Genomic DNA, 25,723 nt, shown 5'->3' on the forward strand with positions numbered 1-25,723 from the left:
GGTAGCGGCCCACCGAGATCAGCGAAGAATCCATGAACGACGAATCCAATCGAGCCGGGCCCGCGGGCCGCCCGACCGAACTCACCCCGATGCCCGTGCCGCCGCCCGACGCGAAGGCACGATCGGGCGGTGGTTCGGGCAATTCGATGCCGGTCCGGGGCCGAGGCCGGACCGGAAACCTGCCGGTGGACCTGACCGGTTTCGTCGGCCGTCGCCACGAGGTGGGCGAGACGAAGAAGATGCTGTCCGCGTCCCGGCTGGTGACATTGACCGGGATCGGGGGCGTCGGGAAGACCCGGCTCGCGCTGCGAGTCGCCACCGACTCGCAGCGAGCGTTCACCGACGGGGTGTGGCTGATCGAGCTCAGTGAGCTCTCCGATCCGGAGTTGGTGACCGGTGTCGTATCGGATGTCCTCGGACTGAGGAATCACACGGTGGACGCACCGTTGGTCCTGCTGACCGACCACCTCGCCGACAAGGATGTGTTGCTGGTGCTCGACAACTGTGAGCACCTGGTCGAGTCGGTGGCGGCACTGGCGGCCACCGTGTTGCGGACCTGCCCAGGGGTGCGCATCCTGGCGACGAGCCGGGAGCCGCTGAGGGTCAGGGGGGAGGCGGTGACCCGGGTTCCGCCGATGCAGACCCCCAACCCAGACCATGCGCCGTCGCTTCGCGGGTTGCCCGGCTACGAGTCGGTCGCGTTGTTTCTGCAACGAGCCGTCGCCGCCGTTCCCACGTTCGAACTCACGGAGGACAATCAGGTGGCGGTGGCGCAGATCTGCGCTCGCCTGGACGGATTGCCATTGCCGATCGAATTGGCCGCAGCTCGGCTGCAAGTCATGTCCGTGCACCAGATCCTCGACCGCTTGACCGATCGATACCGCCTGCTCACCGGCGGCAGCCGTGCCGCACCCGACCGGCAGAAGACGTTGCGGTGGTCCATCGACTGGAGCTACGAGCTGTGCACCCCGCAAGAGCAGCGTCTGTGGGCGCGGTTGACGGTGTTCGCCTGCAGCTTCGAACTCGACGCCGCCGAAGCCATCTGCGGCGACGATGATCGGGGCGGGGATCTCCTCGACGTCGTGTCGGCACTGGTCGACAAATCGATTTTGATCAGGGAAGAGGCCGGCGACGTGGTCCGGTACCGGATGCTGGATATCTTGAAAGAGTACGCCCAGGAAAAACTGCAGCCCACGGACGAATACCCCAACCTGCGCAGACGCTTTCAGGACTTTTACCAGGAGCTGATCACGCGTGCCGCGGCCGACATCATCAGTCCTCGTCAGCTGCATTGGCTCGATCTCCTCGATAGGGAACAGCCGAATCTTCGTGCTGCCCTGCATTTTGCGCTCTCCGAACCAGACGAGGCCGATGCCGGACTGCGCATGGCGGTCGGGTTGTCTCCGTTCTGGCTCTCCCGCGGATACGTCCGGGAGGGCCGGCTCTGGCTCGACCGGGTCCTCGCCGCCCACGTCGGCGAATCCGGTGCGGATCCGGCCACAGCCCTGTACCTGGTCAGCCTCTTCGCGGGAGTGCAGGGAGACGTGACTGAAGGTGTTGGTCTGCTGGCCCGCGCCGATTCCCTCGAGGATCGACCGGGCGCCACCTGGATGCGTGCGCTGCGGGGATTCGTCCGAGGATTCCTCGCTCTCTACAACCGCGACTCCGTTTCCGCCGTAATGTATTTCGATGAGGCGATCGGTGCCGCGCAAGAAACCGAGGGTGCCGACTTCTTACACGTAGTGAGCCTGTTGGGCAAAGGGCTCTCCTACGTGTCGCTCGGCGACGCGTCCAAGGCGCGCGTCTGCCACGCGGAGATGCTTGCCCTCGCCGGGACACTCGGCGACTTCGTGTACTGCGGGCGGTCCGCGATGATGGGGGCCTGGGCGTGGTGGTGCGATGGTGATCGCACCCGGGCGCGAGCGGTCATCGAGGAGGGAATCCGACTGTCGACTCGTGCCGACGACTCGTTCGGCATCGGCTGCAGCCTGGAAGCGCTCGCATGGATCGAGACCGACCACGATCCCGGCTGCGCCGCAGTCCTTCTCGGAGCCGCCGCCGCAATCTGGCGGGACGTCGGCGGAACCATGGCCAACTATCTCACCGGTCTGAGTTACCACAGCGACTGCGAACAGCAGGCACGCCGTGTGCTCGGTGACCGACAGTTCGAGGAGAAGTACCAGCACGGCAGCGCGTTCAGCGTCGACGACGCGGTCGAATACGCCTTCGATATACAGCCCGTGCCTGCGACGAGGACGCCCGAAGTCGGCACCCTGAGCCGACGTGAACGACAAGTCGCCGAGCTCGTCGCCGAGGGACTGACCAACAGGGCGATCGCCGCAAAGCTGGTCATCTCGCAGCGGACTGCACAGGGGCACGTCGAACGGATCCTCTCCAAACTCGGCTACACCTCGCGAACGCAGATCGCCACGTGGCTCGTGGAACAGCGACACCAGCAGAACCCCGGCCCCGAGATGCGAACTCACCACTCATGACCATGCCGGCGTTGCATACCGCCGCCACTGATCGCACCGACCAGCCACCACGGCGACCGTGACCGATCGCCCACACCGTGCGTCCCCCTCTCTTGTCAGGTGAGTGGACGAGCGATACCATCACGATTACCAAAACTGGAAACACATTTCGAAAGTAGGAAATCTTGAAGGTCCAGCGAATTGCCGTGATCGGCGCAGGGCCCGCCGGGCTGAGTGCAGCCAAACACCTCATCGGACGGGGCTTCGACGTCACCGTCTACGAGAAGGGGTCCGAGGTCGGTGGGCTGTGGGTATACGACAACGACAACGGGATCGGCGCGGCATATCAGTCGCTGCGGATCAACTCCGAAGCGAAGGACACCGGTTACCGCGACTTTCCGATACCCGCGGAGGCATCCCTGTTCCCCACTCACTATGAGATGCGGGCTTACTTCGACGCCTACGCCGACCACTTCGGTTTGCGGGCGCACATCGTTGTCAACACCACGGTCGACAGCGTCGAGCCGGTAGCAGAAGCACCCGCCTGCCCGCGCTGGAAGCTGAAGCTGAACGATGGCACGGAACCCGAATTCGACCGTGTGGTGGTAGCGAACGGACACCAGTCGATCCCGAGCCACCCCCCGTTCGCAGCCGACTTCACGGGTGAATACCTGCATTCACGGGACTACCGGGCGCCGGATCGCTTCGCCGGAAAGAAGGTCCTCGTGATCGGGACCGGAAACAGCGGCCTGGACATCGCTGCGGATGTCTGCATTGTGACGGACCGAACGGTGCTGGCTGCCCGCTCTCCCGTTCTGATCATGCCTCGAATGATGTTCGGTGCTCCGTTGTCACGCTTTCTGGCGAAGGTGGAGCGCCCCTGGCTACCTTGGCCGCTGGCGCGCCGGGTCCGAGAACTGGTCACGCTGGTCGCGCACGGACGGATGGAGCAATGGGGCTTCACGACACCGAAAACACGGACGCACCCGGCCAGTCACCCGACCGTGATGTCCCATATCGCGTGGAACCGAATCGCGGTCCGTCCCGGAACACACAGCGCCGAAGGCACTACCGTTCGATTCGACGACGGAACGGAAGAGGATTTCGACGCCGTGATCGCCGCGACCGGCTACCAGTTCGACATCCCGTTCCTCAGTAGCGAGGTGTCGCCGATCAACGGTGGACGCATCGACCTGTATCGAAGGGCCGTGTCGCCAAATTGGCCCGGCCTCTACTTCGTTGGACTATTCGACGTCAGCGGCGGCGCCAATATCCGGATGATCGACATCCAGAGCCGTTGGCTCGCCGCTGTCATCGCCGGAGACGTCGACCTTCCCGACGAGGCCGCGATGCGGGTGGCGATCGCTGCAGAACACGAGCAGATGGCTCGGCTGTATCCGTCGGGGCGGCGGTACGGACTCGAGTTGGACCCACGTGAGTACGGTCTCGCCGTTCGTGAAGACCTCGCGAAGGCGAAAGAGAAGGCCGCGGTATCGGCTCAGATCCCGCAACCTGTCTGATCGGTTGTGCCTCAACCGATACGAATTCCCCCTGGTGTCACCGAGAAACAAAGGAACGAGATGAGCCACCCCGTCGTAGCCGTCAATCACGTGAGCGTGCCAGCTCGTGAACTGGGTGAGTCGGTGCGCTTCTATGAAAACTTTCTGCATCTCGAGCAGGTCCCGTCCCCGACCTTCGCAGTTCCGACCGCGTGGTTCTCGATCGGTGACAGGACACTGCACGTATACGAGTACGGGGCGACGACGGACGTAAGGCAGATTCATCACTTTGCGTTGGAGGTCAGCGATTTCATGGGCCTGTACGACCACGCGACGAACCTGGGGATCAAAGAAAAGGGATTTCTCAGCACCATATATGAGCTTCCGGATGGCGGGGTCCAGATGTATGTCCGAGATCCGGCGGACAACCTCATCGAATTGGTTTGCCGCGACCGGTCGACAGTGGACCGTGGCCGAATTCCCGAATACAAAGTACTTGCCGACACCATCTCACAAGAGCCGGCGTCAGAAGGCGCGCGGATGTTCAATTACCACGTGCAATGACCGCGGCGCCGTTGGGAATCCGCCGACTGATCGGCACAACGTGGTCTCGAGACGTTCTGAACGAAAGGGTCAACCGATGCAGGTCTACAAGGCTCTCGCCCAAGGGCTGATCGACCATGGGGTCGAGACAATGTTCGGCCTGATGGGCGACGGCAACCTCTACCTGGCGAACCACTACGCCTCGATCCCTGGAGCCACATACATCGCATCGGCGCACGAGGCCGGCGCCGTGTTGATGGCCAATGGCTACGCCAGCGTTTCAGGAGAGGTCGGCGTGGCGACCGTCACCCACGGTCCAGGATTGGCCAACGCCCTTCCGCCTGTGATCGACAGCGTGCGGAGCCGGATGCCGATAGTGTTGATCTGCGGCGACACCGCCGAGGGTGACCGAAACACCCTGCAGGACATCGCACAAAGAGACCTGGTTCTTCCGACAGGGGCCGGTTTCGAACAGGTACGGCGCCCCGAGACCGCTGTTCAGGATTTGCGCAAGGCCCTGTGGCGGGCGACCGCAGAACGCAGACCGATCGTACTCAACGTGCCGGTGGACTACATGTGGAAAGAGGTTGAGTACCAACATGACCCTCTGCCGACTGCGGACCGGATCACCACACTGGACCCTGACGCGATGGACCGAGCGGTCGGCATTGTTGCTGCCGCCGAGCGACCGATCGTCCTGGCCGGCCGCGGGGCGGCGACGCCGAGCGCTCGGGCAGCCATCTGCCGGCTCGCCGAGCGTCTCGGTGCGCCGGTCGCAACCACGTTGCGGGGAAAGTCGCTGTTCGCGGCGGACCCAGGGGCGCTGGGAGTATTCGGCACACTCTCCACCTCCGTCGCTCTGGACCAGATCGGCAAGAGCGATTGCGTCATCGCGTTCGGCGCGAGCCTGAATTCCTGGACCACGGATTCAGGGGCCCTCCTGGACGGCAAGCGAGTCGTGCAGTGCGATACCGATCCACAGGCGATCAGGCGACACATCGATGTCGATGCTGCTGTGCTGGGCGACGCTGCGACGATCGCGGACGCGATCCTCGGGTATCTCGACGAGGCAGAAGTCCCTGCCCGCCGGTTTCGGAATGACTGGATCGAGAAGTCAGTTGATAGCGAGGACTACGAGATCCCACCGTCTCCCACTTCTCTCGTGGGCAGTATCCCATTCCGTGAGCGTGCGAGCAATCGACCGATTGATTCCAGAGGACCGAGTGGTCGTAGTCGATGCCGGTCGCTTCATGTTTGCAGGATATAAGCTCCTGCACGTTCCTGACCCCTATTCACTCGTGCATACCTGCAACTTCGGCGCGATCGGCCTGGGCATGGGGAACGCGATCGGAGCCGCGCTCGCCGCGCAGGGCAGGCCCGTATTCCTGGTCTGTGGAGACGGCGGCTTCATGCTCGGTGGAATCACTGAATTCGTCAGCGCCGTGCAAAACGGGATCGACTTGATTGTCATGGTCCTGAACGACTCGTCCTATGGCGCCGAGCACATTCAGTTCCGCAACCGGGACATGGACCCTGCCCGGACACTGTTCCGGTGGCCGGATCTTTCGGCGCTTGCAACTGCCCTCGGGGGCGAGGGAGTCACCATGCGAGTTCCCGACGATCTCACAACGGTGGAGAAAGCTATCGTCAATCGCACACGACCGCTCCTGATCGAGGTCGAGCTCGACCCCGACGACGTGCCCACTGACTGATCGGAGTCATGAGCCGGTCGATGCTCGACTTGTTGGGAATAACCTACCCGAAGTACCCAGTGCTGCTGGTGTTCTGAGAACGGGACCTCGCGATCCCCATCGAGTTGGGCGGGTCCGGCGACGGCACCAACCCCGAGCAACTCCGCACTCCAGCTCGTCGGCCGTCAGGCCGGGGCCAACGTCGCCGACTCGGCCGTCGGCGCCCGCAGGGATCGGCTCCACGGACGGCGGCGGATTCGGCCTCGCCGTCACCCTCGAGGTCGCGAGGGTCTGATGCGGACCCGGGGCGATGTCAGGGCGAGGCCGGATCGCCCCGAAGGGCGCAGCGCAGCGCCTCGATGCGTTGCGCCCATGCCTGACGGGTGCGCTCCGCCCCGGGAGCCAGCTGGTCGAATCCGTGGTACGCGCCGGGGTGGACGTGCAGCTCCAGGGATACCCCTGCTGTTGCCAATGCCTGTGCGAAACGCAGGTTTTCGGAGAGGAATAGATCGAGCGAGCCGACGTCGAGGAAGGTCGGCGGCATGCCTGTCAGATCCGTCGCGCGGGCCGCGGCGGCGTCGGCGGGGACCTCGGTTCCTCCTGCCCTGTCACCGAGGATGTGACGCCACGCTTCGATATTGTGCTCGCTGTCCCAGACGCCGAGCGCCGGCTGAGCGCCTTGCACGCCGGTGCGGTCGTCGAGCATGGGCGCCGCCAATGCGAGGAGCGCGATGCGGGGGTCTCTGCGGTGGCGCCAACGCAGGGCGAGCGCCGCTGCGAGCCCTCCTCCTCCGCTGACGCCGTAGACGGCAACTCTGTCCGGGTCGATCCCCAGTGTGTGACCCGAATCCATCATCCAGGTCAGTGCTGCCGTGCAATCGTCGATTGCAGCCGGGTAGGGGTGCTCCGGGGCCAACCGGTAGTCGATCGAGACCGTGGTGGCCCCAGTGCCCGCAGCGAGTTGCGCCGCATATGCGTCCTCGGCCTCGATGCTGCCCATGACCATTCCTCCGCCATGGATGTAGAGCAGTCCGCCCTCGCAGCGGTCTTCGGCAGGTTGGTAGATCCGCGCCCGAACTGTCGAACCCGCCTCCAGAACGATGTCGCTACGGACGACTGCAGGCTGCTCGCCAGGGGCCGTGACGCTCATGCCCAGCCGGTCGTACAGTCGACGCCTCTCTTTCAGGTCGGCGACGCTGAGGAAACCGCGTGGTCCGAGAGAATCACGCAGCGTCGCGAGCTGTCGGCGCATCTGCGGGTCTATCCGGTGTGCCTCCGGGATGTCGGTGTCGCTGGGTGCCCTCATGTTTCAGCGCCGCGCCGCTCTTGCAGCAGACTTCGTGGCAGTTTCGCCGGCCGCCCCGCTACCGGGGGCGGCGGTGCCAGGCGAAACCAGTTTGGCGAGGTCGTTGACGCCGAGATCGTCTTGGATGTCCGCAGCGGTCCGCTGGCTCTGCTCGATCAGCTCGTCTTCCCGGGCGGTGTCGAGGCCTGCACTGAGCGCGGAAACGTGGATCGCAGCCACCATCGTCCCGGCGGCGTCGCGAACCGGAACAGCGATTCCGAAGATTCCCGGATAGCCCTCCTCTCGGCTGACGGACAGTCCACTCTGCCGGATCCGATCGAACTCGGCTTCCAGCAATTCCGGTTCGGTGATCGTGGTGGACGTCAAGCGGCGTTGCGGACGCGCAAGCACCCGTTCGCGCAAGTCGTCCTCATATGCGGCATACAGTTTTCCGACCGCGGTGGCATGCAGCGCCAGGGAATCGCCGATCCTGATGTTGACCGACACGGGCTGCGTCCCGCGAAATCGATCCACGTACACGATCCGGTCGCCGACCCGTACCGCCAGGTACACGTCGTTGCCGAGGGTCTTGGCGAGATGTTCGAGATGCCGCCGCCCGAGCGTACGTACTTCGAGCGAATTCATGATCTTGATCCCGACTCGAACAGCCCGCGGGCCGACCGTGTAGCGGAGATCGTCTGTGGCCGCGATAATTTCGGCGGCGAGCATCGTCTGCAGCAGGTTGTGAGTGCTGCTGACCGGCGCGCCGACCGCCTGACTGATCTCGGTGAGCCGCAACCCGTCGGGTGCGTCGACGAGTGCATCGAGGACATCGAATGTCCTCAAGAATCGATCCGGGTTCATGCCTTGACCTCCTGAGCCGTTGAAGCGATCGAGCCAGATGCGAGCAGCGCATCGATCCTTGCTTCATCCATACCCGCTTCGCGGAGCACCTCCACCGAGTGCTGTCCCGGTTCCGCCACCCCGCGCCGCACCTGTGTGGGCGTGCGACTGAATCGGGGAGCCGGGGCCGGCTGGGTGATGTCGTCCACCTTGATGAACGCATTCCTCGATACGTTGTGACGATGACTGGGCGCTTCCAGCATGGACAGGACCGGAGTGACGCACGAGTCGGTGTTCTCCAGCAGCGCCGTCCACGCGTCGCGGGTCCGCGTTCGGAAGATTTCTGCGAACACTTCGCGTAGCGCCGGCCATTGACTACGGTCCCACTGATCGGGCAGATCGCGGTCATCGAGCCCGAGCGCCGAGAGGAGGTTTGCGTAGAACTTCGGTTCCATGGCGGCCACCGCGACATACTTGTCGTCGGAGGTGGCGTACACGCTGTAGAAGTGGGCGCCGCCGTCGTTCATGTTCGACTCCCGGTCGTGGTCCCACATGCCACGCCCGGACAGCTCGTACATCATCGTCATCAGCAGTGCCGAGCCCTCGGCCATCGACGCATCCACCACCTGGCCCCGACCCGAGTTCTTCGCTTCGAGCATCGCTGCGACCATGCCGAACGCGAGAAGCAGGCCTCCGCCGCCGAAGTCGCCGATGAGGTTCAACGGCACCGTGGGCGCCTGATCTCGGCCGCCGATGTGGTGCAGCACGCCGGCGACCGCTATGTAGTTCAGGTCGTGGCCGGCACGCTGGGCCAGGTCGCCGTCCTGGCCCCATCCGGTCATTCTCCCGAAGACCAGGCGCGGGTTTCGAGCCAGGCACACCTCCGGCCCCAAGCCCAGGCGTTCCATGACTCCGGGCCGGTATCCCTCGATCAGTCCGTCCGCGTTCTTCAGCAGTTCGAGCACGGTATCGATCCCACCGGGGGACTTGAGGTCGACTGCCACCGAGCGGCGCCCCCGGCCGAGCCCCCCGGTGGTCATTCGGACCAAGTCGTCTGGTGTACCGCCATCCGCGGAAGGTACCCGGTCGATGGTGATGACATCAGCTCCCAAGTCACTCAGTAGGAGAGCGACGAAGGGCGTCGGTCCGATGCCTGCAAACTCGACCACACTGATCCCCGCCAACGGACCCATACTTGAACTCCCAACACTCAATTAGCCACATTCTACATAATAACGGATTTGAATTCGATATCTCGAAAGGATGGATCCTCGGGTCAATCTCGACGCAGGCTCACCGCGGCCCCATCCTGATCGCGCCGTCGAGCCGGATCACCTCACCATTGAGCATCGAATTCTCGATCACGTGCTGCACGAGACCTGCATACTCATCGGGATTGCCGAGCCGACTCGGGTGCGGAACCTGCGCCCCCACCGAGGCGCGCACCTCATCCGCGACTCCCGCGAACATCGGAGTTTCGAACAAACCGGGGGCAATGGTGACGACGCGGATCTGGTGCCGGGCGAGTTCCCTCGCTGCCGGCAGCGTCAGTCCTGCGACTCCGCTCTTGGAGGCCGCGTAGGCCACCTGCCCGACCTGCCCCTCATATGCGGCGATCGAAGCAGTGCAGACCACCACGCCTCTCTCTCCGTCGGTCTGCGCCTGCTCACTCATCGCGGAAGCAGCGTGCGCGATGAGGGCATAGGTTCCGCCGAGATTCACAGCCACCGTCTGCGCGAACAGCTCTCCCCTGTCGCTGCGCGGGCCCACCAGACTCCCGCTGGTCGCAATTCCAGCGGCGGCCACCGCGATCCGCAGCGGAGCAAGCTCCCGTGCCGTCTGCACGGCAACACCCACGTCGTCCCACTTCGTCACATCCCCGGGTACGAAAACGGCGCCGCCGCCCAACTCTGCGGCGAGCGCCGCGCCTGCCTCCTCCGCCCGGGGGAGGTCGAGTAGCACTACGCTCGCGCCGGCTCGGGCCAACCGGCGAGCGGCAGCCGCGCCGAGCCCCGACGCTCCCCCGCTGATCACTGCGGAGCAACCTGCAATCTTCATTCCATGTCTCCTGAGGTACGTTCGGTGGTCCGGAAGTCGCCCAGATCGGCTCGGCGGATCATGTCCCAGAAGTCGACCACCTTGAATGGGTTGTTGACCACGACTCGCCCCTTGGAGTTGCGGTAGTAGACGTCCATCCCGGGGTGGGACCACACCATCCGAGAGTGTGCGTCGTCCACTTTGCGGTTGTAGTCGTCATAGACGTCCTGGCTGCACTCCACGGAGTCCAGGTCCTTGGTGATCATCTGGTTCATCAGATCGACGATGTAATTCATCTGGAGCTCCATCATGGAGATGAGGCTTCCTCCGTGCCCGAACTGGGTGTTGGGACCGTACAGGCAAAAGAAGTTGGGGAAATCCGGAACCGCGACGCCGAGATAGGCACGCGCGTCGTCACCGTCCCAGGCCGCCTCGAGTGTGCGGCCGCTGCGGCCCGTGATCCGCATGGGGGCGAGGAATCTGACGACGTCGAATCCCGTGGCGAACACCAGAACGTCGACTGGATGTGTGAGACCGTCCGTGGTGTGGACGCACTGATCCTGGATCTCGGCGATCGGTGTCGTCTGCAAGTGGACGTCTTCGCGGGCCAGCGTGGCGAACCAGCGGTTGTCGAGCAGCATTCGCTTCCCGAAGGGCGGATAGGTCGGCAAGACATCGCCGAGCATCTCCAAGTTCCCGTCGAGCTCCTTGACCAGGTATCGGGTGAGGAAACGCCGGTGGCCGTCGTTCATCGCATTGATCGACCGATGCTGGTGCGGCCATTGAACATCTCTCTGCAATCCGTCGTGGCCGCGGTCGTTGAAGATCCAGGTCAGCCGGAGCCGATACCACGACCGGTACAGCGGGACCTCAGCCATGAGGTAGCGGATCGGCTCTGGAACGTCGACCTTGAATTTTTCGAACGGGGCGGCCCACTGTGGCGACCGCTGGAATACCGTGACCGACTCGGCGGCATCGGCGATCGCGGGAACCAGCTGCATCGCGCTCGCCCCGTTGCCGATCACTCCTACTCGCCGGCCTGCGACGTCCAGGTCCTCGGGCCACCGCGCTGTGTGGACCACGGGCCCGGTGAACGAATCGGTGCCCGGGATCGCGGGGATCTTCGGCTTGTTGAAGGCGCCGACTGCGCTGATCACGATCGCAGCAGTGGTGGTCGATCGGTGACCGTCCTGGTCGATCAGATCCAGCGTCCACCGCCGGGTGTCGTCATCCCAGGTGGCACCCTCGACCTCGATGCCGAACCTGATGTTCGGGCGAATTCCGAACCGGTCGGCAATCTGTTGGAAGTAGCCGTGCAACTCATCCCGTGAGGCGAACCATCGGGACCAGTCGTGTCGCGCGAACGAGAACGAGTACAGGTGACTCGGTGTGTCGACACCGCATCCCGGGTAGCGGTTCTCCAGCCATGTTCCGCCGACTTCGTCGTTCCGCTCGAGCACGGTGTAGGAAATGCCCAACTCGCCCAGCCGGTATGCGGCACAGAGGCCCGACGCGCCGGCGCCGATGACGACGGCATCGAAGCCCGGGGGCGGGACCATCGGGGGAGCCGCGCTCGTCCCGCCCGCCCCGACCTGCAATTCGTGGGTGGCCATGTCGGCGTACTGGTCGGGCACGTGCTCGCCGACCGACACGCGCAACATCTCGATCAGCTGGTCGGGTGACAGTTGCGCAACCGCGAGGGAACCGCTCCTGCCCCAATTCAGGATCGCCTCTGCGGCGGCGCGTCGAATCTCGTCCTGGAGCGACTGTTCGAGCCCGGCTGTGTCATTGTCGCTGAGCCCCCGTACAGGGGTCGGCAGGTAGGGCTCGGCCAACCAACGCTGCTCCCCTGTCATCTGGAACAACACCATCAGCAAGGTCGGCACGTTGGCCACCGCCACAGCCTCGCGAATCCTTCGTTCGTCCAGCCGCGAGGTCTCCGCCCCGACATCGGTGTTCGTCACTCTGTGTACTCCTTCGTGTTATCGGACGACGCCCACACTTCCTTGGCTTCGTCCAGCAAAGCGTTTCGAATGAGCTTCCCCGTCAAGGTTCGAGGTAACTCGTTATGTTTCATCACGATTCGGCCGGGAACTTTATAGGAGGCGATGTGATGGCGGCAGTAGTCGACCAGCGCGGCCTCGTCTGCGACGGCGGAGCCCTCGATGCGGACGAACCCGATGGCGACCTGTTCCTTGTCGGTGTCGTCGACCCCCACGACCGCCGCCTCCAAGACCTCGTCGTGAGTGAGCAGGAAGTCCTCCACCTCGAGCGGGGAGACGTTGATGCCACCGGTCCGGATCATCTCCGAGGCACGGCCGGCGAAGTGCAGCCTGCCGTCGTCGTCGAGTCGCCCTAGGTCACCGGTACGGAACGTGCCGTCTTCGGTGAACGCAGCGGCGGTCTCATCCGGCTGGTCGAGATAGCCGGACGAGACGAAGCCGGACACTGTGATCTCGCCGACCTTCCCTGCGGGCAGTTCGGCGCCGGTCTCCGGGTCGATGATCGAAACCTGGTTTCCGGCCAGCGGTGACCCCTGGGTCGAGCACTTCATTGCGAGTGGCCAGTCATACGGGGTGACCGTGGCGCCGCCGTACATTTCCGTCGACCCGTATGCGTTGCAGATGTCGCTCACACCCAGTTCTTCTGCGGCGGAGCGGACATCGGCGTCCGGGCCGATCGTCATCCCCCGTCGCAGACTCGCGGTGCGGGCGCGGGAGAACCCCGGATTCGCCAGCAGGCTACGGGTGATCGAGGGCAACGTGTAGATGGCAGTGCACTGGTGCCGCTCGATCTGCTCGAGGACTCCGCCTGCATCGAAGGTCTCCTGGAGGACGATCGTGCAACCGGTGACGAGGGCGACCATCAGTGCGTTGGCCCCGCCGTAGCTCCAGAAGAGCGGGACAGGCACCACGATTCGGTCCTCGGGTGTGATCCCCATCCGCTCGGCGACCTCCCGAGCATGGTCGATGGCATCGTGTTGTCCGAGCCGGACGGCTTTCGGCCTCGATGTCGAACCCGATGTGTAGAGAACCAGAGCGGTGCCATCGGTGTCGGTCTCGACGTCGGGGACGGCGCTGCCGCGACGATGTTCGCCGAGGTCTCGGAACGCGTACGCCCCCGCCGGGACCCGGTTTCCGATGATCACCACACCACGCAGTGCGGGGTAGGCCACGGAACGCCAACCTGGCCCGGCGGCACTCCACGCTTCGGGGACGAGTTCGCGGATCGTGGGCATCAGGTCGGTCGGGCCGAATCCATCTACTGTGATGAGCACCTCGCAGCGCGAGTGGGTGAGTAGATGATCGAGATCCCACCGCCGCGACCACGTCGCGAAGGCGGCCACGGTGGCTCCGACCGTTATCGCGGCATAGGTGGCGACGAGCCACTCTCTGCGGTTCGTGCACAACAGACCGACCCGGGTTCCCGGGCCGACTCCGATCGCGCGCAGCCCAGCCGCAGTCGACGCCACGGAGTCCGCGAGCTGACCGTGGCTGAGCTCTCCTTGTTCGTCGATGACGGCGGGCTGGGAGCGGCGTTGTCGTGAGGTGTCCTGAATGATCTCGGAGATCGACGCGGGCAGCGGCGTCTCGGCGGCGTTCATCGGTTCCTCCTGCGTGCAGCGCGACGGCGCGCGGCCACCGCGGCCGCATGCACCGTCTCCACCAGAGACGGATGTGGGTGGATGGTGGCCACCAAATCTTCGGCGCGGCAGCCGGTCTCGACTGTAACTGCGGCCTGGGCGATGAGATCACACGCGCTGGGGCCGACCATGTGTACCCCGAGCACCACGTCCGTCTCCGCGTCGACGACGATCTTCACCATCCCGTCGGCCTCGCCGAGCACCACAGCCCGCCCGGACGTGGCGAACGAGCTACGGCCCACTACTACCTCGTACCCCTGCTCCTCGGCCTGCTCCGCCGTCAGCCCCACGGCCGCGATCTCCGGATCGGTGAACGCGATGAGCGGCACCTGCGCGTCGAAGGCGCTCGGCAGCCCGGAGATCGCCTCGGCGGCCACGACTCCTTCTGCCATCGCCTTGTGGGCGAGCGCGGGTCCTTTGGTGATGTCCCCGATGGCGTATACGTGGGGCAGTGCGGTCCTGCCCTGCTCGTCCACGGGGATGTGTCCGGTCGCGGTCACTGCGAGTCCGAGCCTGTCGAGCTGCAGGTCGCCGGTGACCGGGCCGCGGCCCACGGCGACCAGGACCGCGTGCGCGGGAACCCGGTCGTCTGTGCCGTCCTTGCGGATCAGCAAGTCATCGGCCTGGACTCCGACGGCAGTCGTGCCGAGGCGGATGTCGATCCCCAGCTCGCCCGCGCGCTCGGTGACCACCTGCACCAGGTCGGGGTCGAATCCCGCAAGCAACCGGTCGGTGGCCTCGACAACGGTCACGCGAGTGCCGAAATGGGCGAACGCCATGCCCAGTTCCATCCCGACGTAGCCGCCTCCCACAACTACGAGCGAGGGCGGCACCTCGTCGAAGGCGAGCACTCCCGTCGAGTCGAACACCCGGATCCCGTCGACGGGCAGAGCCGCGAGCTCGACCGGTTGGGAGCCGGTGGCCAGGATCGCCTGCTCGAACCGAAAGTGCTGGACGTGATCACCGCTCTCGACCGATATCCGGTGCTCATCGAGAAAGAACGCGGTGCCGGACACCACCCGCACCCGGCCCAGGGTGGCGCTGACGCCCCCGACCAGCCGGTCGACGACCTGCTTTCGCCAGGCCTGCAGACCGGAAAGGTCGATTCTGGACTGCAGCTGTGGTCCCTGGACGGGAAGTCGTGCGCTACGGGCAAGGTCGTGCGCGGCGGTCGTGAAGACCTTCGAGGGAATGCATCCGACATTCAGACACACCCCACCGAGATCGCTCCGCTCGACGAGCAGCACCTCTTTGCCCAGCTCCGCGGCCCGGGCGGCGGCCGTGTACCCTCCGGGGCCGCCTCCCACCACCAGTACCTCGACGGGCTCGGCCATCTCTCCTACAACCATGTCATCCTTCCTCGACGAGAAGCTGCACCGGCGCCTCTAGCAGCGTGATCAGTGCCTGGCAGAAGCCGATCACGACGTCGCCGTCGACCAGCCTGTGGTCGGCGGAGTACGAGATCGGCAGCAACGTACGTGCGACAATTTCGCCGTCACGGACGACGGCCTGCGGGGTGGCGCGCCCGAAGCCCAGGATGCCGCCCTCGGGTGCGCGGATGATGGGTGTACCGAAGTTCCCGCCGAGCGGCCCGTGATTGCTGATGGTGAACGTGCCCTCCTGCATCTGCTCGATCGCCACCGTCCGGGTCCGTGCCGCGGCGGTGAGGGCTTCCACCTCGCGCGCGACGGCCAGCAGCGGCTTCCGGTCGGCGTCCTTGACCACCGGAATGACCAGACCGTCAGGCGTATTGACGGCAAACCCGATATTTCGCAATGCCCGCACGACGATTTCCTGGGCTGAGTCGTCGAAACTGGCGTTGGCCATGGGGAACTGGGCCAGCGCGAGCGCCGTAGCCTTCACCAGGAACGGGGTCAGTGTGAGACCGATTCCCTTGGCCTCGGCTCCGGGCAGCAGCGTCTTGCGCAGGGCGAGCAGATCCCCCACGTCCGCGTGGTGCATCGCGACGGTGTGCGGGATGTCGCGGAGTGCCCGGACCATCGCCTCCGCGGTACGCCGGCGCAACCCCCGGACCGGTATTCGCTGGTCTTCTGTGAGACGGGCCGGCTGGTGGGATCCGGACTCCGGAAGCGAGCGCTCGGTGGCTGCCGCCCCAGCGGGGCCGGAATTCTCCTGCGGCGACCCGTGAACAGCAGCGCGAACGTCGTCGTCGCTGATGCGTCCTCCGGGCCCCGTGCCCACGAGACCCTCGAGGCTCACGCCGACCTCCCTGGCGAGCCGCCGGGTCGCCGGCGTTGCCAGTGGCCTCTTCTGCACACCGGATCCGTGTGCACTCTGGGCAGTGTGATCGGCCGAGCCGGCCGGCGGCGCGCCTGCCCCGCCGTCAACGGACTGCGCCCGCTCGGCCGGCGTGGGGGCCGAGCCATCGGCGATGACGATGAGACGTTCGCCGACCTGGACCATGGCGCCCTCTGGTGCACAGAGTTCGGCGACCTGGCCGGTTGCCGGGGAGGGCATTTCTACCAGCGCTTTATCGGTTTCGATCTCGGCGACGGGCTGGTCCTCGACGACCTGATCTCCTGGGCCGACGAGCCATCGGATTATTTCCGCCTCTGCGATGCCTTCGCCGATGTCGGGCAAGTGAAAGGTATAAGACATGTATCGATCCTCAGAAGTGGACGGCAGCGCGGATCGCGCGCAAGATTCGCCTCGCGTCGGGGATGTAGTGATCCTCGAGCTGGGGCATGGGAAACGGGATGTCATATCCGCCGACGCGGGTGACCGGGGCTTCGAGGTGGAGAAAAGCCTCTTCGGCGACGGTAGCGGCGACCTCGCCGGCAAACCCGCCGGTGTAAGGAGCCTCCTGAACTACGATCGCTCGGCCCGTGCGCGCCACAGCCTCACGTATGGTGTCGCAATCGAGCGGGACAAGTGAGCGCAGGTCGATGACTTGCACATCGATACCCTGCTCAGCGGCAGCAGCCGCGGCCTCCATTGCGACCTGGACCATCGCGCTCCACGCGATGACGGTGACGTCGGTCCCCTCACGTGCGATGCGCGCCTTACCGAACGGGACGAGGTGGTCACCGTCGGGAACGTCGTCGCGCACAAGCCGATAGCCACGGAGCGGCTCGAGGACGAAGATCGGATCCGGATCCCGAATTGCAGTGGCCAGCAACCCCTTCATGTCCGCTGCCGTCGCGGGGGCGACCAACCGCATCCCGGGGTTGTGGGCGAAGAGCGCTTCGAAGGCGTCGGAATGCAGTTCTGGGGTACGTACGCCACCGCCGAAGGGCGCGCGAATGGTCACCGGCATTGTCAGAGCACCGTTTGTGCGATAGCGCATTCGGGCGAGCTGATTGCCGAGCTGATGGAACCCTTGCTGAGTGAAGCCGAGGAACTGCATTTCGACGACGGGCACCAGGCCCGAGCCGGCGAGCCCGACGGCGGCGCCGATTATCCCCGCCTCACTGGTCGGCATGTCGAAGACGCGGTCCGCCCCGAACTCCGTCTGCAACCGGTCCGTCGCACGGAAGACGCCGCCCGACTTCCCGACATCCTCGCCGAGCAGGACAACCCGCTCGTCGCGGCGCATCTCTGCCTCGAGCGTGCTGCGCACCGCTTCCACCATGTTCATGCCGGTCATCGGTTCTCCTCGATACTGCTACGCAGTTCTTCCTGCTGGCGACGTAGTCGCATATCGGGCTCTGCGTAGAGGTGGTGAAGCATCTGCCCGGGGTCGGGTGGCGGCGTGGCATCGAATTCGGCAACTGCCGTGGCGATCTGGTCGTCGCACCAGGCGATCGTGTTGGCGTCAGCGGTGTCGTCCCACTGTCCGAGGCCGACCAGGTAGGCCCGGAACCGGTGGATCGGATCAACCCCGGCTGCCCGCTCGTCGAAGTCGGCGGGTCGGTAGCGCTTGGGGTCGTCGGCTGTCGAATGGGCGCCGAGGCGATGGCATCGCGCCTCGATCAGTGTCGGGCCGTCGCCGGCCTCGGCGCGGGTCCGCGCATCCGCGACGGCTGTGTAGACCGCGAGCACATCATTGCCGTCGACTGCGATCCCCGGAAATCCGTATCCTGCTGCGCGCAACGCCACGGACTCTGCGGCCGATTGCTCATGCCACGGGATCGAGATGGCCCAGCCGTTGTTCTGGCACACCATGACGAGTGGCGCACGTTTGACGCCTGCGATATTGCACGCCTCGTGAAAGTCGCCCTCATTGGAGGCGCCGTCGCCGAACTGGGTCAGTACCACGCCCGGCTTGCCCTGCAGTCGCATTCCCCATGCGAGCCCGACCGCGTGAGGCAGGTGCGCGCCCAGCGCGACCTGCTGCGGCCACAACCGGCCGTGGGACGGCAGGGCCGATCCCGCGGGATGCCCCATCCGCTGCAGAAGGTAGGTGGACAACGGCAAACCCCAGTGCAGCATCGTGAGTTGTTCACGGTACTGGGGCACGAAGTGGTCTACTTCGGCATCCATCGCGTATGCCGTGCCGACCGCGGCGGCCTCCTGCCCGGACAGCGGCGGGTAGGTGCCGAGTTTCCCCCTGCGCTGCAAAGAAATTGCCTTCTGGTCCAGGCGGCGTCCAAGCATCATCAGGCGCAGCATCGCACGCTGGCGCTCCGGCTCGATCTGCGGCGGCTCCCCTACCAGCATTCCGTTCTCGTCGAGTATCCGCGCAGGCGTCAGCACGTGCGCTGACGCGCTTGCATTCGGCGTGTTTGTACCGTTCATGACGTCCTTTTCTGCCGTCGGGGACGGCGTCCGCGATGGCGGTCCGCACTCGCCCCCTCCGCGTCCTTGTCGGCCGCGTCTCGCTGGCGGCGCTGCTCCCCTCGGGATCGGACCGCGGCGATGGTCTTCGTAAATTCGAAATCGAATTCCTAACATCGAATACTCGTCGCTCGGGTACGCCATGTCAACCCTCTTTTCTTTCGCGGCACCCCAATTCGGTCTCGTGTATCGCCACATGCCGGCGAGCCGGAGGCCCGTGGGCCTCCGGCTTGCCGGCTAGCTATTGATCTGCGTGCCTGAATGATTCGGCCCGAACGGCAAGGACCGTACGCATCCCACCGCCACGAAGAGCATGGAGACCGAACCCTGCGAAAAGGCATGACCGTGTGTTCATGCCGATAAGACTCGCAATTGCGTGGCGAGTGCGACGGCGGTGATCTACCTGCCTCACTACCTGCATTTCCCACGCAGGTATGCCCGCGTGGATCCAGCAATGCATGCCGTGGGTTCAGTCTGGCCCGGCACGCACGAACCTATTTCCCTGCCAGCGCTTCGATCGCGCCGTCGTAGCAGCGGCGTGCTGCCTCGGCGGGTTCGAGTCGGGCAAGTTCGTCCGAAATCACCTCGACGGACACCGGCGCGGTCACACCGCCCTCGGTCACGGCGTCGACGAAACCGTCGAGGTCGAAGTCACCGGTGCCCGGCACCGCCCGATGGTGAAGGGTCTCCACCAGGAAGTCGGGATCGGCGGGATCCTTTGGACCGTCGTTGATCTGGATCATCGTGACTCGTCGAGACGGAATCGATCGCAGCATCTCGAGGTCGTTGGCTCCGCGCGTGTGGTGCCACGAATCGACGCAAAGGCCGGCATTGTCTCGGCCGGACTGCTCGACGATCGAGAGAGCCGTGCCGGCGTCCGGGATATTGGTCGTCGGCACGAACTCGAGAGCGATCTGCAGCCCGACGTCGGCCGCACGATCGCAGAGCGATGCGAATCGCTCCACGACGTCGGGTTCCAGATCCGTTCGGTCGAATGCCCCGACAGCTTGCAAGTGCCGTGCGCCGAACAGTTCGGCCATGGCCCAAAACTCGTTCAGGTCGTCGGGGCTGGTGTAGACGAGCCCACCGCCGAACGGCACGCCGGTCTCGGCCGTGGGAACGGCAAACCCGAATACTGCTTCGAGCTCGACGATCTCCAGACCGTTGTCGACCACGACGGCCTGGAGCTCCTTCGGGCTCATCCCCTCCGCGACGACCCGACGGTAGGTGTCCAGGCTGATGCCCAGCGCGTCGAAACCGGCGGCCGCCGCCACCTCGATGCGTTCTCGAAAGCTGGCCGTCGTCACAGTGGTCATGTTGGCCAGCACCACGTACTGCTGGCGACCATTTACCTCGATCATTCCCTTACCCGCTACCGAAGAACCGGCTCGGGGGCGCCCGCCGCGGACCCGCTGATCGACCATTTCTCGACGTCACCGCTGCGCGAGAGCGGCGGTTCCTTGTGCCAGACGCCATCCTTCATGATGCCGGTGAACGTCGACTGATTCTGCAGGATCGCGATGTCCTCCAATGGGTCACCATCGAGAACCAGCAGGTCGGCGAGGTAGCCGGCCTTGATGCAGCCCAAATCGTCCGGTTGGAGCATCAGCTCGCCACCGAGGCGGGTTGCAGACTCGATGGCCTCCATCGGGCTGAACTCCAGGAAGTTGACGAAATGCTCCAGGTCCCGGGCGTTGTTGCCCATCGGGTTCCAGGGCACGAAGTAGTCACCGCCGGGCAACACTCGAACTCCGCGCTTCTTGAGCTCGATCATGTTCGCGATCAGGCTCTCGAGCTGTTCGTCGAGACCCATCGAAGCAGTGACTTCCGGGGTCAGCCCCCAGTCGCCGGCCTCGTACCTCGACGTGTGGAGGAAGCCGAAGGCCGGGGCCACGAAGTGCTTGTCCTTGTTCTCGGCCACCAGGTCGAGACCTTCCTCGTCGGTGAAATCGGCATGGAAGATGATCTCGATGCCGTGGCGGACGCACATCTTCACCGATTCCGCGCTTCGGGCGTGCGCCGCCACGCGTTTTCCGCGAGCGTGGGCCACCTGGCACGTGGCGGCAACCTCCTCGTCGGTCATGGTGGTCATGCGACCTTTAGCATATGGAATGAACTCGTCACCAGAGATGTCGAGCTTCATGTGGTCGACGCCTTCACGCATGTACCACCGCGTCGTCTGGCGGAATTGATCCACACCATCGCAGACATGTTCGACGGATTGCCGATGCATGTGCGGCAGCCGGACATCACCGACTCCTCCGGTGACGGTCAGCTCGGGTGATGCGACCAGCATGCGCGGTCCGATCAGGTTGCCCGCGTTGATTTCGTTCCGGACAACCAGGTCCAGTCGCGGCTTCGCCGATGCGGCGCACAGGATGCTGGTGAAGCCCTGATCCAGCATCAGCCGTGCGTTGCGAGCAGTGAGCAACGTGTGCTCCTCGACCGGCAGATTGCCCATTTTCGCAAGGTCGATCTCGGGAAGGAAGCTCGGATGCGAGTGGGCATCGATCAGTCCCGGCATGACCGTCGCGCCGCCGACGTCTATGACTGTGGCGTCGGGGTCCTGCCCGTTTCCGGTCCCCTCGGCAGCGACACTCAGGATCCGCTGCCCTTCGATCACGATTTCGGCGAGATACGGCTCTGCCCCCGTACCATCGATCAGCCGTGCGTTGCGAAGCTTGATCGTCACGATTTTCTCCTTCTCAGCCTCGGGGAATCCAGGATTGGTGAAGCGCAGCGGCGAGACCCGAACGGGATTGTCCGTTCCAATTCCGGCGCCATAGGGCGCCCTTCGAGTGTCGCCTCTGTTGGCGGAATGCGACCCGACGCAGTCTTCCTGAATTCGGAACCATTTTCCTAGTTGTGAAATGTGTCACCGGACCGCGGGACTTGTCAAGAGAAATCCCGTATTGGCCGGTTTGTCACGAAGAGGCAAGTCGGCAGACTTGACACCGACCCGTCCCGCCTTCCGTGGCCACTGCCGTCGCGCGGTGGACGGGTCCGACCTTCCAGGTCGCGCTCACATGCAATTGACTTCTCCCGCTTCGCTTGTCGCGCCGCTGTGCCGAAGTCGCCCGGGCGGGGGCAATTCACGAACGCGGGGCGCACGCGACCCCGAGCGGTCCGAAGGCGCCCACCGCCCAGACCCTTGACGTCGCCGCGCGCGGATCGCTAATATTCGAATACGCGAAATCAGTTTCGAAAAACCGAGAGCTTGAGGGTTGCCGGTTCACCGTCGCGAGCTCGTTGAGCGCTGAGCGGAACCCCTGAGGAGATAGATCGCTATGTGCCATCACGACTCGAAGAACCATGGCTGACCCACCCGCAGCGGCGAGCCTGCCTGCGCTACTCGCAGCATGCGCTACCGAATCGCCTCGAGCGGAGGCGCTGATTGACGACGTCGCGACCGGAAAAGTGGTGCGTCGAGGTCTAGGCGAACAGGCGCCGGCACTGGCGCCGGCACAACTGACACAGGATCGGAGTTGCGCATGAGCAACAACTGGGGACGATGGGGCGCCGACGACGAAGCCGGTGCACTCAATCTCGTCACAACCGGCGTGACGCGCAGGGCCGCGGGCTTGGTCGCCACCGGCCAGACGCTGTCGCTGGCCCAACCCCTCGGCCCGAAGACACCTGCGCCCGGCCACCGGCAACAGCCGTCGCGGTTCATGAACCGCGACGCCGGTGATTACGCGCTCGGTGCACGCACGCCGGGAGGATTCAAATTCGCCGAGGACACAGTGCAATTCGCGACCCACAGCGGTACTCACGTCGACGCGCTGTCTCATGCGTGGTCGGGGGACGAACTCTACAATGGGCATTCGTCTGCCCTCACCAGAAGTACGCAAGGCGCACAGCGGTGCGGCGCCGAGAAGCTCGCACCGGTCGCCACCCGTGGCATTCTCGTCGACTTGGTACGCGCATCCGGTGGGCCGCTCGCCCCGCAGACCGCGGTCGGACCTGAAGAACTCGAGCGCGGCATTTCCGAAGCCGGCGTGTCGGTTGAGCCGGGCGACGCCGTATTGGTCCGGACCGGGTGGTGGGAATCGAAGGGATCGAGCGACTCCTACTTCGCGGACGAACCCGGCATCAACGAAGAGGCCGCCCGCTGGCTCGCGAGCCGTGACGTGGCGCTGGTGGGTGCGGACAATTATGCGGTCGAACAGCAATCGGCTGAACCCGGCTTTCCGGCGCATCTGGTGCTCCTCCACCAGTTCGGCGTGCCGCTGATCGAGAACCTGGATCTCGCGGAACTCGCGGAGGCGCTGTCCGTCCTCGATCGTTCGACGTTCTTCCTGCTGTTCGCCCCGATCCCCCTCGTCGGCTCGACCGGAACTCCGGTGACGCCCGTGGCGATCCTGTGAACAGCAACTGGCCTGCCGATCTCGTGCGGCCCGGAGACCTGGTTGTGGTGGCGCAAGGCGTCGGGGAGCCGACGCCACTGCTCGATCAGCTCCTCGCGGCCTGCCCACCCGAGGTCGAGATCTTCGTCGGACTCAGCCACAGCGATGCGCTCAAAGGATCCGCGCCGCAGCGTCCGCTCGTGTCCTTCGGTGCAATGGGGCCACTCGGCAAGCTCGCGGCCACCGGCCACGCCGAGGTAATCCCCTGCAATTTCGACGACCTGCCACGCCTGTTGCCTTTGCGTGCCCGGAGCAACCTCGTGCTCCTGATGCAAGTGTCCCCCGCTGATTCGCAGGGATGCCACGGCTTGGGAATGGCGATGGACTACACCTACGAACTGATCTCGCAAGCACGAACCGTGGTGGCCGAGGTCAATGCCGCGATGCCAACCACGTCCGCGCCAACACTTCCGGCCTCCACGTTCGCTGCCGTCATCCACACGTCCCGGCCTCTTCCGATTGTGCCCACACCAGCAGTGGATGAAGATCACCACGGAATCGCCAGGCATATCCTGCCGCTGATCCCTGACGGCGGGACCATCCAACTCGGCATCGGCGCGGTCCCCTCAGCCATCGGGAAGGCGCTGACCGTACGCCGCGGATTACGTGTTCGATCGACCCTCGCCGGCGATTGGCTGCTGGATCTGCATCGCGCTGGATCACTCTGCGAAGAGCCCGGTTCGGTCATCATCAGCGAAGCCGCGGGCTCCGAGGAACTGTACGAGCACATCGCCACGTCGACAACGTGGGTACGGCCGGTCGCCGAGGTAATCGGTCCGGCAGCCGCAGCGTCGATCCCCCGACTGTTCGCAGTGAACTCGGCACTGCAGGTAGACCTCACCGGTCAAGTCAACGCCGAAGAGATCGACAGCAGATATTTGGGAGCCACCGGTGGGCAAGCAGAATTCCTGCGGGCCGCTCAGCGCTCGCCCGGCGGGGCATCGATCGTCGCGCTCGCTGCGACGGCACACAGCGGACGAACCTCCCGGATCGTTCGGCAGCTGCAGCCCCCGACCGTCACGACGCCGCGAACGAGCATCGACTTCGTGGCCACCGAGTTCGGCGTCGTCGATCTCAGAGGGCGGACTCTGCGCGAACGCGCCGACGCCATGATCGCGATCGCGGCGCCTCAGCACCGATCGAGCCTTCACGAACAGAACGGACACCAACGATGACACCACCATCCGAAATTGACGACCGACTCACCAGATTCCTGTCCGACCAACTGGATGGGGCCGGTGCTCGCGTAGTAGGCCTGAACCGCATCGGTGTCGGCAGGTCCCGGGACAATTGGGTGTTCGACCTGGTGACCGACCACAATGGCACCGAGCATTGCGAGCCGCTGATCCTGCGCAGCGACCCGGACGGAGGCCTGGTCGACACAGACCGCAACGTGGAGTTCGCGTTGCTCGGCATGCTGGAGAGCAGCGATCTGCCAACCCCGGGTGCCCGCTGGCTGGACGCCGACGGGCGATGGCTCGGCCGGCCCTCGCTGATCATGCAGCGGTGCCCAGGTGACTGCGACTACCGCGTGCTTTCGGACCCGCAACGCTCGATCACTCAGCGGCGGGCCCTTGCCGAAAGCTTCTGCGAACTCATGGCGCAAGTCCACAGCACCGATTGGCAGGCACTCGGGTTGTCAGCGGTACTCGATGGTTCCGGCCGGCTCGGTGCGCCCGCCGAACTCGACGCCTGGGAGAAGGTTCTGCGTCACAACCAGCTGGAGCCGTTGCCCGAGTTGGATTTTGCGATTGCGGGACTACGAGCGTCAGCACCCGAACCGGCTCGCACCGTTCTGGTCCACGCCGATTTCAAACCCGGCAACATTCTGTTGGACGGTGATCGGATTACCGCACTGCTCGACTGGGAGTTGGCTCATCTCGGCGATCCGCTCGAGGACCTCGGGTGGGTGACGCAGCCGCTGCGGAGGATGGAGCACCTGATCGACGGGGCGTGGGATGCCGACGATCTGATCGAGCATTACGAGCGAGCCACAGGATTCGAGGTCGACCGCGGCAACCTTCGGTGGTGGCAGGCCTTTTCGACGTTCAAGACCGCGGTGATGCAGGTCAGCGGTCTGCGATCGTTTCTCGATGGCCGTAGTGACGAGCCATTTCGCCCCACCCGCCGGGTACTGGCGACATTGCTCGATTTCGTAGTCAAGGAGGATATCCGATGAGACCGACCATTCACGAGCAATTGTCCGGAGTCGATCGGCTTCTCGATCTCGCTGACGGATCTCATTCGCTTCCGGTCGAGACGTCCGAATTACTGAGCAACGCACGCCGACTGATCAAGCGGGTTGCCACATCATGGGACACGGCATTGCCCTTCCTCCTGGACGACAACGCTCGGCTCACCGAACTCCTGAACGCCGGCGTCGAGGCGCAGGCGCCTGCCCCGACCGACATCACAGCTGTCGTCGCGCGAAACGAGGAGCTACGAGGATCGTTAACTCAGCTCATCTCCACCATTCCCACAGACCCCGAGTTTCGACAGCGTCGGGCCGAAATCGGACAGTACCTGCAGTGGCGGGTTGCCACCGATCCCGCCTGACAGGCAGAA

General features: G+C 64.8%; 21 protein-coding genes and 1 pseudogene. 10 read left to right on the plus strand and 12 right to left on the minus strand.

Annotated elements, in window-relative coordinates:
* Positions 1-32 precede the first annotated feature (32 nt).
* The 6 genes and pseudogenes from JWS14_RS03690 to JWS14_RS49965 all read left to right on the plus strand — a co-directional run.
* On the plus strand, positions 33-2,495 hold the full coding sequence (locus JWS14_RS03690) for an ATP-binding protein (RefSeq protein ID WP_241031261.1): 2,463 nt from the start codon (positions 33-35) through the stop codon (positions 2,493-2,495).
* Between the two features lie 164 nt (positions 2,496-2,659).
* On the plus strand, positions 2,660-3,994 hold the full coding sequence (locus JWS14_RS03695; protein ID WP_206012525.1) for a flavin-containing monooxygenase: 1,335 nt from the start codon (positions 2,660-2,662) through the stop codon (positions 3,992-3,994).
* A 60-nt stretch (positions 3,995-4,054) separates the two neighbouring features.
* The gene (locus tag JWS14_RS03700) at positions 4,055-4,537 is read left to right on the plus strand and encodes a VOC family protein (protein ID WP_206012526.1); all 483 of its coding nucleotides are present in this window, start codon (positions 4,055-4,057) and stop codon (positions 4,535-4,537) included.
* 76 nt (positions 4,538-4,613) lie between these two features.
* Positions 4,614-5,783 carry a thiamine pyrophosphate-binding protein gene (locus JWS14_RS03705; protein WP_206012527.1) on the plus strand — a complete coding sequence of 390 codons (1,170 nt, stop codon included), beginning with the start codon at positions 4,614-4,616 and terminating at the stop codon, positions 5,781-5,783.
* A complete protein-coding gene (locus JWS14_RS03710; RefSeq protein WP_206012528.1) occupies positions 5,740-6,228 on the plus strand; it encodes a thiamine pyrophosphate-dependent enzyme in 489 nt (162 codons plus the stop codon). The genes JWS14_RS03705 and JWS14_RS03710 overlap by 44 nt, the downstream gene beginning before the upstream one ends.
* 92 nt (positions 6,229-6,320) lie before the next feature.
* Positions 6,321-6,493 (plus strand): annotated as a pseudogene (locus JWS14_RS49965) (OsmC family protein); the annotation flags it as partial.
* Positions 6,494-6,520: 27 nt separating this feature from the next.
* Here JWS14_RS49965 and JWS14_RS03715 read toward each other — a convergent pair.
* The 12 genes from JWS14_RS03715 to JWS14_RS03770 all read right to left on the minus strand — a co-directional run bounded on the left by JWS14_RS03715 (position 6,521) and on the right by JWS14_RS03770 (position 21,444).
* Positions 6,521-7,513 (minus strand): alpha/beta hydrolase, encoded by a 993-nt coding sequence (locus JWS14_RS03715; RefSeq protein WP_206012529.1) that lies wholly within the window; start codon positions 7,511-7,513, stop codon positions 6,521-6,523.
* A 3-nt stretch (positions 7,514-7,516) separates the two neighbouring features.
* Positions 7,517-8,356, minus strand: coding sequence for an IclR family transcriptional regulator (locus tag JWS14_RS03720; RefSeq protein WP_095863824.1), 840 nt, complete (start codon positions 8,354-8,356; stop codon positions 7,517-7,519).
* A complete protein-coding gene (locus tag JWS14_RS03725; protein ID WP_206012530.1) occupies positions 8,353-9,528 on the minus strand; it encodes a CaiB/BaiF CoA transferase family protein in 1,176 nt (391 codons plus the stop codon). Before JWS14_RS03725 ends, JWS14_RS03720 begins: the two co-directional genes overlap by 4 nt.
* A 100-nt stretch (positions 9,529-9,628) precedes the next feature.
* On the minus strand, positions 9,629-10,393 hold the full coding sequence (locus JWS14_RS03730) for an SDR family NAD(P)-dependent oxidoreductase (protein ID WP_206012531.1): 765 nt from the start codon (positions 10,391-10,393) through the stop codon (positions 9,629-9,631).
* The gene (locus JWS14_RS03735; protein WP_241031262.1) at positions 10,390-12,336 is read right to left on the minus strand and encodes a flavin-containing monooxygenase; all 1,947 of its coding nucleotides are present in this window, start codon (positions 12,334-12,336) and stop codon (positions 10,390-10,392) included. Before JWS14_RS03735 ends, JWS14_RS03730 begins: the two co-directional genes overlap by 4 nt.
* Positions 12,333-13,976 carry a class I adenylate-forming enzyme family protein gene (locus JWS14_RS03740; protein WP_206012532.1) on the minus strand — a complete coding sequence of 548 codons (1,644 nt, stop codon included), beginning with the start codon at positions 13,974-13,976 and terminating at the stop codon, positions 12,333-12,335. Before JWS14_RS03740 ends, JWS14_RS03735 begins: the two co-directional genes overlap by 4 nt.
* Complete coding sequence (gene lpdA / locus JWS14_RS03745) at positions 13,973-15,364, minus strand: dihydrolipoyl dehydrogenase (protein ID WP_206012533.1); 1,392 nt, start codon at positions 15,362-15,364, stop codon at positions 13,973-13,975. The genes JWS14_RS03740 and lpdA overlap by 4 nt, the downstream gene beginning before the upstream one ends.
* Position 15,365: 1 nt before the next feature.
* Positions 15,366-16,634, minus strand: a complete 1,269-nt coding sequence (locus JWS14_RS03750) for a dihydrolipoamide acetyltransferase family protein (protein ID WP_206012534.1) — start codon at positions 16,632-16,634, stop codon at positions 15,366-15,368.
* A 10-nt stretch (positions 16,635-16,644) separates the two neighbouring features.
* Positions 16,645-17,622 (minus strand): alpha-ketoacid dehydrogenase subunit beta, encoded by a 978-nt coding sequence (locus JWS14_RS03755; protein ID WP_072941363.1) that lies wholly within the window; start codon positions 17,620-17,622, stop codon positions 16,645-16,647.
* A complete protein-coding gene (locus tag JWS14_RS03760) occupies positions 17,619-18,896 on the minus strand; it encodes a thiamine pyrophosphate-dependent enzyme (protein WP_206012535.1) in 1,278 nt (425 codons plus the stop codon). Before JWS14_RS03760 ends, JWS14_RS03755 begins: the two co-directional genes overlap by 4 nt.
* A 350-nt stretch (positions 18,897-19,246) precedes the next feature.
* Positions 19,247-20,113, minus strand: coding sequence for a sugar phosphate isomerase/epimerase family protein (locus JWS14_RS03765; protein WP_206012536.1), 867 nt, complete (start codon positions 20,111-20,113; stop codon positions 19,247-19,249).
* An 11-nt stretch (positions 20,114-20,124) separates the two neighbouring features.
* Complete coding sequence (locus JWS14_RS03770; RefSeq protein WP_095863816.1) at positions 20,125-21,444, minus strand: metal-dependent hydrolase family protein; 1,320 nt, start codon at positions 21,442-21,444, stop codon at positions 20,125-20,127.
* Between the two features lie 799 nt (positions 21,445-22,243).
* On the opposite strand from JWS14_RS03770, the gene JWS14_RS03775 reads away from it, so the two are divergent.
* The 4 genes from JWS14_RS03775 to JWS14_RS03790 are packed head-to-tail and all read left to right on the plus strand — an operon-like array spanning position 22,244 to position 25,714.
* Positions 22,244-23,119 carry a cyclase family protein gene (locus tag JWS14_RS03775; RefSeq protein ID WP_206012537.1) on the plus strand — a complete coding sequence of 292 codons (876 nt, stop codon included), beginning with the start codon at positions 22,244-22,246 and terminating at the stop codon, positions 23,117-23,119.
* Positions 23,116-24,333, plus strand: coding sequence for an acetyl-CoA hydrolase/transferase family protein (locus JWS14_RS03780; protein ID WP_241031263.1), 1,218 nt, complete (start codon positions 23,116-23,118; stop codon positions 24,331-24,333). Before JWS14_RS03775 ends, JWS14_RS03780 begins: the two co-directional genes overlap by 4 nt.
* Positions 24,330-25,337, plus strand: coding sequence for a phosphotransferase family protein (locus JWS14_RS03785; protein ID WP_206012538.1), 1,008 nt, complete (start codon positions 24,330-24,332; stop codon positions 25,335-25,337). The genes JWS14_RS03780 and JWS14_RS03785 overlap by 4 nt, the downstream gene beginning before the upstream one ends.
* Positions 25,334-25,714 carry a hypothetical protein gene (locus JWS14_RS03790; RefSeq protein WP_095863813.1) on the plus strand — a complete coding sequence of 127 codons (381 nt, stop codon included), beginning with the start codon at positions 25,334-25,336 and terminating at the stop codon, positions 25,712-25,714. The genes JWS14_RS03785 and JWS14_RS03790 overlap by 4 nt, the downstream gene beginning before the upstream one ends.
* The last annotated feature ends 9 nt before the right edge of the window (positions 25,715-25,723 follow it).

This window comes from Rhodococcus koreensis (genome assembly GCF_017068375.1).
Classification (GTDB): Bacteria; Actinomycetota; Actinomycetes; order Mycobacteriales; family Mycobacteriaceae; genus Rhodococcus_F; species Rhodococcus_F koreensis.

Coding starts and splice junctions, on each gene's coding strand:
- JWS14_RS03690 (WP_241031261.1), top strand. CDS start 33: ATGAACGACGAATCCAATCGAGCCGGGCCCGCGGGCCGCCCGACCGAA.
- JWS14_RS03700 (WP_206012526.1), top strand. CDS start 4,055: ATGAGCCACCCCGTCGTAGCCGTCAATCACGTGAGCGTGCCAGCTCGT.
- JWS14_RS03705 (WP_206012527.1), top strand. CDS start 4,614: ATGCAGGTCTACAAGGCTCTCGCCCAAGGGCTGATCGACCATGGGGTC.
- JWS14_RS03715 (WP_206012529.1), bottom strand. CDS start 7,513: ATGAGGGCACCCAGCGACACCGACATCCCGGAGGCACACCGGATAGAC.
- JWS14_RS03720 (WP_095863824.1), bottom strand. CDS start 8,356: ATGAACCCGGATCGATTCTTGAGGACATTCGATGTCCTCGATGCACTC.
- JWS14_RS03725 (WP_206012530.1), bottom strand. CDS start 9,528: ATGGGTCCGTTGGCGGGGATCAGTGTGGTCGAGTTTGCAGGCATCGGA.
- JWS14_RS03730 (WP_206012531.1), bottom strand. CDS start 10,393: ATGAAGATTGCAGGTTGCTCCGCAGTGATCAGCGGGGGAGCGTCGGGG.
- JWS14_RS03740 (WP_206012532.1), bottom strand. CDS start 13,976: ATGAACGCCGCCGAGACGCCGCTGCCCGCGTCGATCTCCGAGATCATT.
- lpdA (WP_206012533.1), bottom strand. CDS start 15,364: ATGGTTGTAGGAGAGATGGCCGAGCCCGTCGAGGTACTGGTGGTGGGA.
- JWS14_RS03750 (WP_206012534.1), bottom strand. CDS start 16,634: ATGTCTTATACCTTTCACTTGCCCGACATCGGCGAAGGCATCGCAGAG.
- JWS14_RS03755 (WP_072941363.1), bottom strand. CDS start 17,622: ATGACCGGCATGAACATGGTGGAAGCGGTGCGCAGCACGCTCGAGGCA.
- JWS14_RS03760 (WP_206012535.1), bottom strand. CDS start 18,896: ATGGCGTACCCGAGCGACGAGTATTCGATGTTAGGAATTCGATTTCGA.
- JWS14_RS03765 (WP_206012536.1), bottom strand. CDS start 20,113: ATGATCGAGGTAAATGGTCGCCAGCAGTACGTGGTGCTGGCCAACATG.
- JWS14_RS03775 (WP_206012537.1), top strand. CDS start 22,244: ATGAGCAACAACTGGGGACGATGGGGCGCCGACGACGAAGCCGGTGCA.
- JWS14_RS03785 (WP_206012538.1), top strand. CDS start 24,330: ATGACACCACCATCCGAAATTGACGACCGACTCACCAGATTCCTGTCC.
- JWS14_RS03790 (WP_095863813.1), top strand. CDS start 25,334: ATGAGACCGACCATTCACGAGCAATTGTCCGGAGTCGATCGGCTTCTC.